The 14,680-nt window shown below is 72.8% G+C and carries 12 protein-coding genes; 4 read left to right on the forward strand and 8 right to left on the reverse strand.

Translation table 11 applies throughout. The features are described from left to right. Positions 1–15 precede the first annotated feature (15 nt). A complete protein-coding gene (locus tag AB0I81_RS27130) occupies positions 16–1,485 on the forward strand; it encodes an FAD-binding oxidoreductase (protein WP_360661840.1) in 1,470 nt (489 codons plus the stop codon). A gap of 1 nt (position 1,486) precedes the next feature. On the opposite strand, the gene AB0I81_RS27135 is transcribed toward AB0I81_RS27130, so the two are convergent. From AB0I81_RS27135 to AB0I81_RS27150, 4 genes are all read right to left on the reverse strand, one after another. Then, positions 1,487–2,194 carry a L,D-transpeptidase family protein gene (locus tag AB0I81_RS27135; protein ID WP_360661843.1) on the reverse strand — a complete coding sequence of 236 codons (708 nt, stop codon included), beginning with the start codon at positions 2,192–2,194 and terminating at the stop codon, positions 1,487–1,489. A 474-nt stretch (positions 2,195–2,668) separates the two neighbouring features. Next, positions 2,669–3,445: an ABC transporter permease gene (locus AB0I81_RS27140; RefSeq protein WP_360661846.1), complete on the reverse strand. Its 777-nt coding sequence runs from the start codon at positions 3,443–3,445 to the stop codon at positions 2,669–2,671. Then, complete coding sequence (locus AB0I81_RS27145) at positions 3,442–4,968, reverse strand: hypothetical protein (protein WP_360661849.1); 1,527 nt, start codon at positions 4,966–4,968, stop codon at positions 3,442–3,444. Before AB0I81_RS27145 ends, AB0I81_RS27140 begins: the two co-directional genes overlap by 4 nt. Beyond that, positions 4,965–5,885, reverse strand: a complete 921-nt coding sequence (locus AB0I81_RS27150; RefSeq protein WP_360661852.1) for an ATP-binding cassette domain-containing protein — start codon at positions 5,883–5,885, stop codon at positions 4,965–4,967. Before AB0I81_RS27150 ends, AB0I81_RS27145 begins: the two co-directional genes overlap by 4 nt. Positions 5,886–6,022: 137 nt before the next feature. On the opposite strand from AB0I81_RS27150, the gene AB0I81_RS27155 reads away from it, so the two are divergent. Both AB0I81_RS27155 and AB0I81_RS27160 read left to right on the forward strand, forming a co-directional pair. Continuing rightward, positions 6,023–7,366, forward strand: coding sequence for a sensor histidine kinase (locus AB0I81_RS27155; protein WP_360661855.1), 1,344 nt, complete (start codon positions 6,023–6,025; stop codon positions 7,364–7,366). Next, entirely contained in the window at positions 7,363–8,016 is a 654-nt protein-coding gene (locus tag AB0I81_RS27160) for a response regulator transcription factor (RefSeq protein ID WP_360661858.1), read from the forward strand. The genes AB0I81_RS27155 and AB0I81_RS27160 overlap by 4 nt, the downstream gene beginning before the upstream one ends. 1 nt (position 8,017) lies before the next feature. Here the strand turns inward: AB0I81_RS27160 and AB0I81_RS27165 are convergent, their stop codons facing one another. After that, positions 8,018–8,956, reverse strand: coding sequence for an AraC family transcriptional regulator (locus AB0I81_RS27165; RefSeq protein ID WP_360661861.1), 939 nt, complete (start codon positions 8,954–8,956; stop codon positions 8,018–8,020). Positions 8,957–9,063: 107 nt separating this feature from the next. On the opposite strand from AB0I81_RS27165, the gene AB0I81_RS27170 reads away from it, so the two are divergent. After that, complete coding sequence (locus AB0I81_RS27170; protein WP_360661864.1) at positions 9,064–10,779, forward strand: zinc-binding dehydrogenase; 1,716 nt, start codon at positions 9,064–9,066, stop codon at positions 10,777–10,779. Here the strand turns inward: AB0I81_RS27170 and AB0I81_RS27175 are convergent. The 3 genes from AB0I81_RS27175 to AB0I81_RS27185 are packed head-to-tail and all read right to left on the reverse strand — an operon-like array spanning position 10,763 to position 14,587. After that, the gene (locus tag AB0I81_RS27175) at positions 10,763–12,727 is read right to left on the reverse strand and encodes an acetoacetate--CoA ligase (RefSeq protein ID WP_360661866.1); all 1,965 of its coding nucleotides are present in this window, start codon (positions 12,725–12,727) and stop codon (positions 10,763–10,765) included. The genes AB0I81_RS27170 and AB0I81_RS27175 overlap by 17 nt on opposite strands. Before the next feature lie 58 nt (positions 12,728–12,785). Next, complete coding sequence (locus tag AB0I81_RS27180; RefSeq protein WP_360661869.1) at positions 12,786–13,673, reverse strand: serine hydrolase; 888 nt, start codon at positions 13,671–13,673, stop codon at positions 12,786–12,788. Next, on the reverse strand, positions 13,670–14,587 hold the full coding sequence (locus AB0I81_RS27185; RefSeq protein WP_360661872.1) for a LysR substrate-binding domain-containing protein: 918 nt from the start codon (positions 14,585–14,587) through the stop codon (positions 13,670–13,672). The genes AB0I81_RS27180 and AB0I81_RS27185 overlap by 4 nt, the downstream gene beginning before the upstream one ends. Positions 14,588–14,680 lie beyond the last annotated feature (93 nt).

The following is a 14,680-nucleotide window of genomic DNA, read 5'->3' on the forward strand; positions in this document are numbered from 1 at the left end:
CTTCGGGGAGACGCCATGAACCGCCGGGACTTTATGCACGCCGCCGCACTGACGCCGCTGGTGCCGCTGGTGCCGCTGGGACTGTCGGCGCTGTCGGCGCGGGAAGCCGGGCCGCCGCCTGGAGCGGCGGCGTTGGCGCGGGAAGCCGGGCCGCCGCCCGACTGGAAGAGGTTGCGGCGGCGGCTGGCGGGCACGCTCGTGCTGCCGGGCGACGCGGGCTACACCTCCGCCCGCCGCCTGTACAACCCCGCCTACGACCGGATCAGGCCACAGGCGGTGGCCTACTGTACGAACGCGGCGGACGTCTCTGCCTGCCTGACGTTCGCCCGGGGCAACGGCGTGCCGATCACCAGCCGCTCGGGCGGCCACTCCTACGCGGGCTGGTCCACCGGCACCGGCCTGGTGATCGACGTGTCCAGGATGAGCTCGGTCTCCTACGCGGGCGGCCGGGCCGTGATCGGCGCGGGCGCCAAGCTCATCGACGTCTACGACCGCCTCTCCCGCCACGGCGTGAGCATCCCCGCCGGCACCTGCCCCACCGTCGGCATCGCGGGCCTCGCGCTGGGCGGCGGCATCGGCGTGCTCTCCAGGAAGTACGGTCTGACCTGCGACTCCCTGGAGTCCGTACGCCTGGTCACGGCCGACGGCCGGACCCTGACCTGCGACGCCCAGCACAACGCCGGCCTCTACTGGGCCTGCAGCGGCGGCGGCGGGGGCAACTTCGGCGTGGCGGTGTCCTTCACGTTCAGGACCCATCCGGCGACCGATCTGTCGGTGTTCTTCCTGCGCTGGCCGTGGGCCAGGGCGCGGGCGGCGGTGCGGGCCTGGCAGTCGTGGGCGCCGGGCGCGCCGGACGAGTTGTGGTCCTCGCTGCACCTGACGCGCTCGGCGAGCGGGCTGTCCGTGGAGATCGCCGGCACCTACGCCGGGCGGAAGCCGGCGCTGGACCGGCTGCTGGCGCCGCTCGTCAAAGAGGTCGGCCGGCCCTCGTCCCGCTCGGTGCGCACGCACTCCCACCTGGAGGCGATGAAGGTCATGGGTGGCTGCGGGGGAAGGTCGGTGGCCGAGTGCCGGCGGACGCCGCGCACGTCGTACGCGGCCAAGTCGCACCTGGCCTACCGCGTGCTGCCGGCGGACGGCGTGCGGAAGCTGGTGAAGGGGGTCGAGCGGCGCGGCGGGCACTCGGTGCTGCTGGACGCCATGGGCGGGGCGATCGGCCGGGTCGGCTCTTCGGCCACCGCCTTTCCGCATCGGGCGGCGCTTTTCAGCGTGCAGTACTACGCAGAGGGAATGGACCGTGGCTGGTTGCGGGAATTGCACGGCGGCATGGCCCCCTATTTCGGCGACCACGCCTATGTGAATTACATCGACCCGGACCTGAAGAACTGGCGGGGCGCTTATTACGGGCCGAATGCCACACGGCTGGCCGAGGTGAAGTCCACCTACGACCCGGAGCGGCTGTTCCGGCTGCCGCAGGGCGTCTAGGTCAGAAGATCTTGCCCCTGACGTAGACGGGCTCGCCGATCTTCACCATCTCGTACAGGCGCTTGGAGGTCTCCAGCGGGACGCGTACGCAGCCGTGGGAGGCCGGGCGCAGCGGCACCTTCGTGGAGCCGTGCATGGCGATGCCGCCGACGAAGTACAACGAGTTGAACATGGTCCCGAGCCGCCCGGTGGTCCAGCCGGGCGCCCGCCGCGCGACCCGGAAGTCGCCGACGGGGGTGATGGCGTTGCCGCAGTGCCCGTTCTCGCAGTAGTGCACCTCGGCGCCGGTGGAGATGTGCGAGATCAGCGCCGGCCTGCGGTTGCGGTAGACGGTCAGGAGCTGGTTGCGCAGGTCGATCTCCACGCGGTCGGCGGCGCCGGTGGGCACCAGCGACTTCCTGCGCGACTGCCGCTCCAGCGCCGTCCACACCCGCGACCCGACCTCGCCCTGCGGCATGATCCGCCGGCTCTTCTGCAACGCCCACACCGCGAACTTGGTCTGCTCGTCGTAGACGCCGTTGATCTTGCCGAAGTAGTAGCGCCCGGCGTGCAACCGCTGCTGCAACCGCCTGACGGCCTCACCTCGATCACCCGGCCGCAGCACGGCCCCGACCGTGTCCACTGTGTCCGCCGAATCCGCCGTGTCCACCGCATCCGCCGAGCCCGTCACATCCGCCGGAGCCGCCGGCCCGGCGCCCGGACGCGGCATGTGCCCCATCGCACCCGGCGGCGCGATCCCCGGACGGGACCGGCCCCGCTCCATATCGCCCGGACGCGACCGACCCCGCTCCACCTCGCCCGCACGCGACCGACCCCGCTCCACCTCGCCCGCACGCGGCCGACCCCGCTCCATGTCGCCCGGACGCGACCGGCCTCTCTCCATGTCGCCCGGACGCGACCGGCCCCGCTCCATCTCCCCCGGACGCGACCGACCCCGCTCCACTTCGCCCGCACGCGACCAGCCCCGCTCCACGTCGCCCGGACGCTGCCGGTCCCTCTCGTGGTTCGCCGACGCGGTGCCCGGCATCGCGCAACCGACCATGACCGCGACCCCAAGGGTGGCAATTCTCTGCAGCTTTATCCTCACAAATCAACGCCTACCCAGACGGCAGAGAATTCATGGCGTTTGTCAAGCAAAGGCCGGGCTAATAACCGGATCCCGCTAAAAAGGGTCATTTCGTATTTAGGCGTCGCGTTTACGTAATAGCAGCCCGCCGACCAGCAGCGCCGCGACGGCCCACGCCGCCGCCACCCCGAGCCCCGCCCACGGCCCGATCGGCATGCCGGGCAGGCTCGTGGTGGCCTGGACGGTCAGCCCCGCGTTCATCGGCGAGATCCGCCACAACACGAGCTGCAAGTCCTCGTTCCGCACCATGAGCACGACCATCGGAAAGAGATAGACCAGCCCGAGCACGACCCCGGTGGCCACCGCCGAGTCGCGGATCGCCGTCGCCACCCCCAGGCTCAGCAGCGCGATCACCACCAGATACAGCACCGACCCGGCCGAAGCCCGCAGCGTGGGCCCGTCCAGCAACGACAGCGGCGGATACCCGTGCTCGGGCGTGAAGCCGTTGCCGGGCAGCAGCAGCCCCGCCACCAGCACGGACCCGAGCACCGCCACGGTCCCCGCGGCCAGCGTCAACCCCGAGACCAGAGCGGCCCGAACGGCCAGCAGCCGGATCCTGCGCGGCATCGCGGTCAGGCTGGTACGGATCATCCCGCTGCCGTACTCCCCGCAGACCATCACCACGGCCAGCAGCGCGACCAGCCCCTGCCCGAGTTGCACCCCGAACAGCCCGATCCGCGCCGCGTCCTGACCACACCCGGCGGCCGGGCACGACATGGCGCCGGCCGCCAGGGCGCTGACGGCCACGGTCACCACGACCGTCCCGAGCAGCAGCGGGATCGGCCCGGACACCGTGCGCAGCTTCGTCCACTCCGCGCGCAGTTCCCGCCTCACGCGTCCCTCCCGTTCAGCCGGTGCACGGCCAGGCCCAGCGCGAGCACCGCGTACCCGCACAACACCGCGAACCCGCCCCACGGCGGCAGCGGGAAGTACCCGGTCACCGGCGCGACGTAGGAGGTCACGTGCTCGTAGGCCGGAATGCTCTGCTGGACGGCGAAACCGGCGGCCGGGGTGACCCGCAACAACCACCGCGACGCCTCGTCGGGCAGGATGGAGGCGGTCGCCAGCACGTACGGGACCACGAGCGCGACCAGCGCGACGATGACCGCCATCGCGCTGCGCCGGAAGATCGCCCCGAGCGACAGGGCGAGCACGGCGGCCATCGCGAGCACCCCCGCGAGGCCCACGATCACCCGCACCTCGGTGAGCGTGCTCACGGGCAGGGTGAAGACGCCGTTGCCGCGCCCGATCGAGCGGGCCAGCGGCACCGTGACCGCGACGCCGGCCAGCCCGGACACGAATGTGGCCGCGCCCACCACGACGGCCTTGGCCGCCAGCGCCCGGCCGCGCCGCGGACTGGCCAGCAGCGTCGTGCCGATCAGCCCCCGCCGGTACTCGGCGGTGACGAACAACACCGCCACCACGATCACCACGACGAGCGCGATCAGCAGGCCGGACAACGACCGTTCAATGGTGGACTCGCTCGTGCTGGGGGCGATGTCGCCGACCCCCGTGATCGCGAAGGTGCCGCCGCTCCTGACCAGCCCGCCGGGATGGTGCGGGGTGCCGTCGAGGTTGTGGTCGACGCCGATGTCGTCCGTGTCCCACGTGCCGGACGTCGTGCCCGCCACCTTGACCTCGTCCACGAGCGCGGTGACCTGGGTGAAACGCGAGGCCGACGCCGACCCGCCGAGCGAGTTGGCCGTCACGGTCAGGTGTCCCGGCGAGGCGGCGAACAGGCCGATGCGCACCTTGGCGGGCAGCCCTTCCAGGCGCGCCGTGCCGACCCCGGTCCACGTCTTCCCGTCGGGCGACTCCTCGCCGGTGATCGTGTCCTGGTCGCGGGTCAGGCGCAACCAGCGCGGCGACCCGGACGACACGCTCTGCGCGCCGCCCGCCACGTCCTCGGTGAAGTTGTGCTGCATGCGCACGCCGTGCCCGCCGGTGACCATCACCGCCGCGTACGCGGCCCCCTGCTCGGTGCTCTCCTTGACCATGAGGCCGGCCTTCGCCCACGGCACCACGCCCGTGGTGACGTTCCGCACGCCGGGGGTGGCGTCGGGCAGGCGGATCTGGCCGCTCATGGAGTTCACCCGGGCGGTGATGACGCCGTTGCCGTCCAGCGGCATGCTGACCAGGAAGAAGCGGTCCTCGACCGCCACGCCGTCCGGGCCGAGCGGCGGCGTCGGGCAGGGCACCTCGACCGGGCCGTTGCTGCACGAGGAGTGGCTGGCGGCGGCGAAGAGCAGGCCGAGGCCCACGATGAGCAGGCAGATCGCCGTCAGGCCCGCCACCCAGCCGCGTACCGTCCTGAGCTTGGTCCACTCCGCCCGCAACAACCGCGCGAAGCCGGTCATAGCGCCGCTCCACGGAACTCCACGGCGTCCCTGGTCAGCTCCAGGTACGCCTCCTCCAGCGTCGCCCGGTGCGCGCTCACCTCGGAGAACGGCACCCCGTGCGCCCCCAGGGTCCGCACGATCGCCTCGGCGGGCAGCCCGGAGACGACGATCGCCTCCCGCTCGCCGGCCGCCACCGTGGCTCCCGCCCGGGCCAGCGCCGACATCGCCGCCGTACGCGCCGACGTGCGCAGCGTCACCCGGTCGCGGGAGGCCGCGTGGATCAGCTCGGCCACCCCGACGTCCGCCACGACCCGGCCGCGTCCCACCACCAGGAGATGGTCCGCGGTGTCCTGCAACTCGCTCATCAGGTGGCTGGAGACCAGCACGGTCCGCCCCTCGGCGGCCAGCGAACGCAGGAAGGAGCGGATCCACACGATCCCCTCGGGGTCGAGCCCGTTGAACGGCTCGTCCAGCATGAGCACCGGCGGGTCGCCGAGCAGGGCCGCGGCGATCCCGAGGCGCTGCCGCATGCCCAGCGAATAGCCGCCCGCCCTGCGCCGCGCCGCCTGCGCCGTCAGCCCGACCTGTGCCAGCACCTCATCCACCCGCCGCGCGCCGAGCCCCTGCGAGTGGGCCAGCCACAGCAGGTGGTTGCGTGCGGTCCTGCTGGGCTGCAGCGCGCCCGCGTCGAGCAGCGCGCCGACGTGGCTCAGCGGCGTGTGCAGGCTCCGGTACGGCCGCCCGCCCACCAGCGCGCGGCCCTCGTCGGGGGCGTCGAGGCCGAGCACCACGCGCATCGTCGTGGACTTGCCCGCGCCGTTGGGCCCGACGAACCCGGTCACCTGGCCGGGCAGCACGCCGAACGTCATGCCGTCCAGCGCCGTCGTCCGGCCGAACCGCTTGCGCAGCCCGGTGACTTCGATGGTTGCTTCCATGACCAGGCACACTAGGCAGCGGCACCCCGGGCGGTCGTCACTCCGGGGAGCGATCTGCGCCCTCGCTCCCGCCCGTGACCGGCCGTCCCTCGTGAGAGTGACGTCAAACGGGCGTCATGGGGAGACAATGAGGTTTCGTGGAGCGAGCGTACGACCGGCACCAGACGCGTGCCGCCCGGGCACCGGCCGCCGGCGGGCTCTCGGCCCGGGCCGGCTCAGCGCGGCGGATCGCCTCCGCGCCGTACACGCCGCTCGTGTTCGGTCTGCTGCTGGCGGTGCTCGCCGTGATCGAGTCGATCGCGCAGGCCGGGCCGCTGCCGGGCTTCACGTTCTCCCAGACCGAGGCCGTGACGGCACCCTTCCGGGACCCAGGGGTCCCGGGCCTGCCGATCGACACCGGCGTTCCCGAGCCGGCCTCCCGGCATCTGCTGGTCCTCCCGCTGCTCGCGCTGGCCACCACGCTGCCGCTCGCCCTGCTGTGGAAGCAGGCGGCCACGGCCGGGGTGCTGATCTCGGGGGCGAGCCTCCTGTCGATCGGCGCCTTCCACAGCTTCACCGTCGCCGGGCTGCTCGCGCAGCTCATCGCGGGCTACCGGTTCGGCGGGCCGCCGTGGCGGGCCGTGCTCGCCGCCGTGCCGTTCCCGGTGCTCGCGCTGGCGATGCGGCCGGCGAGCGGGCCCGGCCAGTCCGTGTACGCGCTCACGTTGCTGCTCGCCTGCCTGGCCCCGGCGGCGGCGCTGGCCGGGATCGCCCGCCGCGCCCGCCGGCAGGCCAGGGCCGACACCGCCGCCCGGCAGGTCATCGCCGACAGCCTGCTGGAGCACACCGCCCGGGGCGAGCGCGCCCGCATCGCCCGTGAGCTGCACGACGTGGTGGCTCACCACATCTCCATGGTCGCCGTGCAGGCCGAGACCGCCAGGCTCGCCGTGCCGGGCATGCCGGAGGCGGGGGCGGAGCGGCTGCTGGCGATCGGCGACACCGCCAGGTCGGCGCTGACCGAGATGCGGCGGCTGCTCGGCGTGTTGCGCGAGGACGCCGAGACGGAGACGACCTGGCGGCCACAACCTGGCCTGCGCCTGGAGGAGCTGAACGAGCTGCTCGACGAGTCACGGGAGGCGTCCGGCAGCGGTACGCGGCTGATCCTGCGGGGCGCGCCGGTGGAGCTGGATCCCGGGGTGGAGCTGGCGGCGTACCGGATCGTGCAGGAGGCGCTCACCAACGCGCGGCGGCACGCGCCGGGGGCGGCGGTGGACGTGGAGCTGGACTACACCGGCGACGACCTGCTCCTCCGCGTCCGCGACACCGGTCCTGGACCGGCCGGGGCCGGCGGCGGGCACGGGCTGTCGGGCATGCGTGAGCGCGCGGCGGCGGTCGGCGGCGAGCTGCGCACGGGACCCGCGCCCGGCGGCGGCTTCCTGGTCGAGGCCCGGCTGCCCGGCAAGGACACCACCTCCACGGGGAAGGACGCAGCCGCCTCATGATCCGCGTCGTCATCGCCGACGACCATCTGGTCGTGCGCACCGGGTTCGCCGAACTGCTCGACACCCAGCCCGACTTCGAGGTCGCCGGCACCGCCGCCGACGGGGCCGAGGCGGTCCGGATCTGCCGTGAGTCGTCCCCCGATGTCGTGCTGATGGACGTACGCATGCCGGGCATGGGCGGCATCGAGGCCACCAGGCTGCTGGCGGGCCCGCAGGGGCCGCGGGTGCTCATCCTGACCACGTTCGACCTCGACGAGTACGTCTACGACGCCCTGCGCGCCGGTGCCAGCGGCTTCCTGCTCAAGGACGTCACCGCCGAGCGCCTTTTCGACGCGGTCCGCGTGATCGCCGCCGGGGAGGCGCTGCTGGCCCCGGCCGTCACCCGCCGCCTCATCGGCGAGTTCTCCCGGCTGAGCCCCAGGCCCAGGCCGGCCGGGCTGTCCGGGCTCACCCCGCGCGAGACTCAGGTGCTGCGGCTGGTCGCCGAGGGCCTGTCCAACCTGGAGATCGCCGCCCGCCTGGTGGTCACGGAGGAGACGGTCAAGACGCATGTGAGCCGGGTGCTGAGCAAGCTCGGCCTGCGCGACAGGACCCAGGCCGTGGTCACCGCGTACGAGTCGGGCCTGGTCGTGCCCGGCGAGCGGGGCTGATCTACGCCTGCGGCGGTGCGGAGGCGGCGCGGCGGTACTTGCCGGGCGCGAGGCCGTACTCGCGCTTGAAGGCGTTGGCGAAGGCGTACTCCGACCCGTAACCCACCTGACCGGCGATCCGGCTCAACGGCGCGTCCGTCTCCCGCAACAACCGCCCCGCGGTCGAGAGCCGCCACCAGGTCAGGTACGCCAGCGGCGGCTGCCCCACCAGCGCGGCGAACCGGCGCGCGAACGCCGCCCGCGACAACCCCGCCCGCGCCCCCAGCTCGGCCACGCTCCACGGGTGGGCCGGGTCGCGGTGCATGGCGTCGAGTGCCGCGCTGACGTCCGGATCGGCCAGGGCCGCCGCCCAGCCGGTGACCTCGCAGCGCCCGTGCTCGGCCGTGAACCAGGCCCGCAGGATGAACAGCAACAACATGTCCAGCAGGGCCAGCACGACCGAGCCCGCGCCCAGCTTCGGCCGGTGCACCTCGGCTCCCAGGAGATCCACCGCGGCCCGCAGTTCGGCGGGCAGCCCCGGACCGGCCGGCAGGTGGATCACCTCGGGCAGGTCCCGCAGGAGCGGATGGGTGCGGGCCGGATCCAGCCGGTATCCGCCGCACAACAACACCGTGGCCGGCCCCGTGCCCGCGATCGAGTCGGACACGAACAGGTCGCCGATCTCGGCGGGGTCGCACTGCGGCTCGGCCACCGGGGTGGACGGGCTGTCGGCCATGGCGTAACCGTGCCCGTGCGGGAAGAACAGCACGTCGCCCGCCGACAGCGGGACGGGCGGCCCCGTCGGAGGCAACAACCAACTCGTCCCCTGAAGGATCACCTGGAACCCGGCCGACCCCGGGGCCGAGGGGAACTGCTGCCCCCACGGGGCACGCCACTCGACGCGGGCCGAACGGGGCTCCCCGGTCCGCATGATGGCGATCACATCGCTGAGCACGTCCACAGCGGAACTCTAGCCCCGAAGACGTTGACGTATTAATCGGAGACTGAACCGCATTGGCCATCTCGCCGGCTCCTCCTACGGTTTCACCCGACGAGAGGAGAGCGGGAATGGCACGGATTCTGGTCAGCGGGGCGACCGGCACGGTGGGACGGCACGCGACGGCGCTGCTGCGGGAGGCGGGGGCCGAGGTCACCGGCCTGAGCAGCGGCACGGGCGACCTGCGGGACCCGGGGTCGCTGCCGTCGCTGGACGGGGTGACGTCGGTGTTGCTGGTGTGGCCGTTCGCCACCTCGCGGGGCGCGTCCGACGTGCTGCGGGCCCTGGCCGGGCTGCGGGTGGTCTACCTGTCCTCCGCCGCGCGGCGCGGGCACGAGCGCGAGGTGGAGCGGCTGATCGAGGAGACGGCCGGGGAGTGGACGTTCCTGCGCCCGCACGCCTTCGCGGCCAACGCGTCGCGGTGGGCGCGGCAGGTCAGGGCGGGGGTGGTACGCGGGGCGTACGGGGCGGCGGGCATGCCGGTGGTGCACGAGCGGGACGTCGCGGCCGTGGCGGTGCGGGCGTTGCTGGACGCGGGCCACCACGGCGCGGCCTACTCCCTGACGGGCCCCGAGACCCTTTCCCAGGCCGACCAGGTACGCGTGATCTCCGAGGTCACCGGGATCCCGGCGCGCTGGGAGGAGCTTTCGCCCGCCCGTGCCCGCGCCGCCATGCTGGCAGAGGGCTGGCCGCCGGGCGCGGTGGAGGAGGTGCTGCGGGCCCAGGCGGCGCTGGTGGAGGAGCCCGCGCCGGTCACGAAGACGGTCGAGGAGGTCACGAAGACACCGGCGACCTCGTTCCGGGAGTGGGCCGAAGAGCACGCCGAAACCTTCAGCGCCGTCCGGCGAGCGGCCGGGCCCGCCGACGTCCCCCACGCCGTCGGGCGAGCGTCCGATCCCGGCGGCGGGTCCCGCGCGGCCTCCATGATGCGGGCGGCGCGCATTCACGAGTTCGGGGACACGTCGGTGATCAGAATCGACGAGGTGGCCACGCCCGGGCCGGGGCCGGGCGAGGTGCTCGTCGAGGTGGCCGCCACCTCGTTCAACCCCTCGGAGGTCGGCCTGCGCTCCGGGCTGCTGCCCGAAGTGTTCCGGGCGGAGCTGCCACACACCCTCGGCTGGGACGTCTCCGGCACAGTGGTCGAGGTCGGCGCGGACGTCACCGGGCTGATCCCTGGCGACCGGGTGTTCGGCCTGGTGGGCGGCGCGGCGGCCGGGTACGTCGCGGCCCCGGCGAGCGTCCTGGCCGCAGCACCCAAGAACGTGCCGCTGGCCGACGCCGCCGCCGTCCCGGTGGCCGGGCTCACCGCCTGGCAGGCCGTGCACGAACACGCCCGCGTCACCCCGGGACAGCGCGTGCTGATCAACGGCGCGGGCGGCGGCGTGGGTCTGTTCGCCGTCCAGCTCGCCAAGCTGGCCGGCGCGCACGTGACCGCCACCGCGAGCCCGCGCAGCGCCGCCGCGGTCCGGCGGCTCGGCGCCGACGAGGTGATCGACTACACCACGACCCCGCTGCCCCGCGACCACGACGTGCTGCTCAACCTGGCCCCGTGGGAAGGGCCCGCGAAGCCGGCGCGGACGTCGGTCTCCATCGCCACTCCCATCGAGGGCGGCACCCACTTCGTGATGCGCTACGACCCCGGCCAGCTGGCCCACCTCGCGGCCCTGATCGACGAGGGCAGGCTGAAGGTCGAGGTGGCGGAGTCACACCCGCTGTCCGAACTCGCTCAGATCCACAGAAGAGCCGAATCCGGCGACATCCGCGGAAAAATCATGATCCTTCCGTGAAGTAGCGCAGGACCTCGGGGTTGGCCATGGCGTCCGGATTCGCGGCCTGCTCGACGGGCGTGCCGAGCAGGATCTTGCGTACGGGGACTTCGAGCTTCTTGCCCGACAACGTACGCGGAATGCCCGGCACGACGCGGATCTCGTTCGGCACGTGCCGCGGCGACAACTCCCTGCGCAGCGCATCGGCGAGCGCCCGCTCCAGCGGCTCGGTCAGCTCGGCGCCCTCGGCGAGCGTCACGTACAGGAGCAGCCGGCCCTCCTGCCCGAGTTGCCCGGTGTCGATCACCAGGCTGTCGGCGATCTCCTCGAAGCGCTCGACCACCCGGTAGAACTCGCTGGTGCCCATCCGCACGCCGCCCCGGTTGAGCGTGGAGTCGGAGCGGCCGTAGATCACGCAGCTCCCGTCCTCGTTGACCTTGATCCAGTCACCGTGCCGCCACACGCCCGGGTAGACGTCGAAGTAGCTCTCCGCGTAACGCTCGCCCGCCGGGTCGTTCCAGAACATCACCGGCATCGACGGCATCGGCCGGGTCACCACCAGCTCGCCCACCTCGCCGATGACCGGCTTGCCCAGCGGGTCGTACGACTCCACCTTCGCCCCCAGCGACCGGCACGGGATGATGCCCGCCCTGATCGGGTGCAACATGGTGGCCCCGACGAAGCCCGTGCACACGTCGGTGCCGCCGGAGAACGACCCGACCGGCACGCCCGGCAGCTCGGCGGCCACCCAGGCGAACCCCTCGGGCGGCAGCGGCGACCCGGTCGAGCCCACCCCGCGCAGCCGCTCCAGGCCCTCGGGATGGACCCCGGCCTTCAGCGAGGCCATGATGTACGGCGCCCCGACCCCGAAGTAGGTCACGTCCTCCGAGTCGGCGATCCGCCACAGCGCGACCGGCGAAGGGTAGGTGGCCGAGCCGTCGTACAACACGGGCGTGGCCCCCACCAGCAGCGCGCCGATGAGGTAGTTCCACATCATCCAGCCCGTGGTGGTGTACCAGAAGAACACCTCGCCCTCACCCAGGTCCTGGTGGAAGGCGAGCGACTTGAGATGCTCCAGCACCACGCCGCCGTGCCCGTGCACGATCGGCTTGGGCAGCCCGGTCGTGCCGCTGGAGTAGAGGATCCACAGCGGATGGTCGAACGGCACCCGCTCGAACTCCAGCGGCCCCTCCTCGGCCCGCAGCCCCTCCCAGCCGATCACCTCGCCGTGCGGCACCTGCCCGGCGTGGCCCGGCGCCGGCTCGGCCTGCTGCGGCGCCCGGCCCTCCTCGGCCGCCGCCAGGTACGGGATCCACACGGTCGCCCGCAGCGAGGGCAGCGCCGCGGCGATCTCGTTGACCGCGGCGGAACGGTCGTAGCTCTTGCCGTTGTAGAGGTAGCCGTCCACCGCGATGAGCACCTTGGGCTCGATCTGCCTGAACCGGTCGACGATGCTCGGCACCCCGAAGTCGGGCGAGCCCGCCGACCAGATGGCCCCCAGCGAGGCGGTGGCCAGGCAGGCGATCAGCGCCTGCGGGATGTTGGGCAGGTAGGCGGCCACCCGGTCGCCGCGCCCCACGCCGAGCCGGACCAGCCCGGCCCGCACCCTGGCCACCTCCGCGCGCAACTCGGCCCAGGTCAGCTCCTGCCGACCGCCGTCCTCGGAGACGAACACCACGGCGGTGCCCTCCGTACGGCGCAGCGCGTTCTCGGCGTAGTTGATCGAGGCGCCGTCGAACCAGGTGACCTCGGGCATCGTCCCCGAGAGCACGGGCCCGCCGCCCTTGTCGCCGATCACCTCGAAGTAGTCCCAGATCGACGACCAGAACCCGGCGGGATCATCGACCGACCAGCGCCACGCCTGCTCGTAGTCACCCGGGCGGCCCAGCCACCGCAGGTAGTGGGTCAGCCTGGCGGACTCGACGATCTCTTCGCTCGGCTCCCAGAGAAGCTCGCCCTCAGCAACCATAGGCCCCATCCTGTCGCCCGTTGGAGTGCCTGTACTACCCGGCCCGCCCCATAACTTGCTACCTCCGTAGGTGGTCCACCGCCATACGCGCGGCCGTGCCGATCACGGCGTCGGCGCGCGGCTGGTTGAGCGCGGTGCCGAAGGAGCGGTTGAAGACCGACACCGCGTAGCGTCCGCCGTCGGGGTACTCGACCACGCCCGACTCGCAGCGCAGGGTCGGCAGCGTGCCGGTCTTGCCGCTGACGGCCACGTCGTCGTACGGGAATCCCGAGGCCAGCCGGTGCGGCCACACCTGCATGTTGAGCACGCCGCGCATCCAGGCGCACGAATCCGGGGAGGCCGCCTCGTCCCGCCAGATCATCCCGAACAGCCTCGCCATCTCGCGCGGGGTGCTGCGATTGGCCCGCGCGGGGTCCAGCGCGCTCAGCCTGGCGATGTCGTCGGGATCCACGAACGGCCACGCGTGCCCGGTGTCGCGGCCCATACTGGCGTTCATCTCCCCCGAGTTCTGTACGACACGGGTCTGTTCGAGGCCGAACTCCGCGAGCATGTCGTTGACCGCGTCGAACCCCACCCGCGCCAGGAGCTTGTCGGCCGAGGTGTTGTCGCTCACGGCGATCATCAGGTACGCCAGGTCGCGCAGCGAGATCGTCACGTCGTCGAGCATCACGGAGATCCCCGTCGGCCCGGTCGAGTGGTCGGCGCGCGTCACCGTGACCCTCTCCGCGGGGTCGAGCAGTCCGGCGTCGGCCTGCCGGCAGAACGCCGCCAGCAGCGGCACCTTGTACATCGAGGCCGTGGCCAGCGGCTCGTCGGCGCCGTGGCCGACCTCGTGGCCGGTGTCGACGTCGACCGCGTACAACCAGCCGGTGACTCCGGCCGCGGAGAACAGGCTCTCGAAGGCGGGCACGCTCATACCGCTCGTACCGCCGTCCCGTGCGCTCATGCCAGCATCCCCGGCCTGCGGCTGACCCGCCGCACGGGCACCGCGCCCTCGTCGCTCATCCCGGCGCTCTCCTTCAACGTGCTCACGGCCACGGCCGCGTACTCGGTCCCCGCGGCCGTCACCGCGCGCCAGGCCGTGGACACCCGGCTCGCGATCGGCGAGCCTAGCAGCGGCCGCCAGGCGAGCCCCGGCTGCTCCACCTTCGGCCCGAACGCCACCGCCGCCCCCGCCAGCACCAGTCCGAGCCCGGCGCCCTCGTGCACCTGCGCCGGGACGAAGCCGTGGCTGCGGCACTCGGCCAGCACTTCCGCGTGCCAACCCGGCTCACCCTCTTTGGGCGGCACCAGCAGTTCGCGGCCCGCCAGGTCGGCCAGGTGCACCTCGCCCACGTCCGTCAGCGGGTCCGCCTCGGCCAGCAGCACGCCCTGCGGCTGCACCAGCATCTGCCCGTAGCGCAGGCCGGGCGCGGTGACCGGATGGCGGACCAGCCCGACGTCGATGGCTCCCTCGGCCAGGGCCGACACCTGGTCGGCCGTCCAGATCTCGGCGGGCGCGAGCCGTACGTCCGGGCTGCTCTCGCGGAAGGCGGCGACCAGGGCGGCGAGCACCGTGGCGGCCAGGTCGGGCGGCACGCCCACCCGCAGCACCGTGCCCTGGCCCTGCCTGGCCAGCTCGCGCAACCGCTCCACCCTGGCCACGATCTCGCGGGCTTCGCCCAGCAGCAGCCGCCCCTCCTCGGTCAGCCGGACCTGGCGGGCGGAGCGGTCGAACAGCCGCACGCCGAGCTCCTCCTCCAGGCGCTTGATGCGCTGGCTGAGCGGCGGCTGGGCCATGCCGAGCCGGATCGCCGCGTTGCCGAAGTGCAGTTCCTCCGCGACCACGACGAAGTAGCGCAGATGCCGGACGAGGTCCATGACCAGGAAATATATCCGAAATCTTATCTAACCGGAGCTGATATCAGTATTGGACACCAATACTTCGCATCTGCTGTCATCTGCGCCATGGCA

It is taken from the genome of Nonomuraea sp. NPDC050404, from assembly GCF_040655495.1.
Lineage (GTDB): Bacteria > Actinomycetota > Actinomycetes > Streptosporangiales > Streptosporangiaceae > Nonomuraea.

Bases quoted from the DNA above. Each gene is read 5' to 3' on its own strand.
- AB0I81_RS27130 (WP_360661840.1), top strand. From the start codon at position 16: ATGAACCGCCGGGACTTTATGCACGCCGCCGCACTGACGCCGCTGGTG.
- AB0I81_RS27175 (WP_360661866.1), bottom strand. From the start codon at position 12,727: ATGGTTGCTGAGGGCGAGCTTCTCTGGGAGCCGAGCGAAGAGATCGTC.
- AB0I81_RS27170 (WP_360661864.1), top strand. From the start codon at position 9,064: ATGGCACGGATTCTGGTCAGCGGGGCGACCGGCACGGTGGGACGGCAC.
- AB0I81_RS27135 (WP_360661843.1), bottom strand. From the start codon at position 2,194: ATGCCGCGTCCGGGCGCCGGGCCGGCGGCTCCGGCGGATGTGACGGGC.
- AB0I81_RS27185 (WP_360661872.1), bottom strand. From the start codon at position 14,587: ATGGACCTCGTCCGGCATCTGCGCTACTTCGTCGTGGTCGCGGAGGAA.
- AB0I81_RS27145 (WP_360661849.1), bottom strand. From the start codon at position 4,968: ATGACCGGCTTCGCGCGGTTGTTGCGGGCGGAGTGGACCAAGCTCAGG.
- AB0I81_RS27180 (WP_360661869.1), bottom strand. From the start codon at position 13,673: ATGAGCGCACGGGACGGCGGTACGAGCGGTATGAGCGTGCCCGCCTTC.
- AB0I81_RS27160 (WP_360661858.1), top strand. From the start codon at position 7,363: ATGATCCGCGTCGTCATCGCCGACGACCATCTGGTCGTGCGCACCGGG.
- AB0I81_RS27150 (WP_360661852.1), bottom strand. From the start codon at position 5,885: ATGGAAGCAACCATCGAAGTCACCGGGCTGCGCAAGCGGTTCGGCCGG.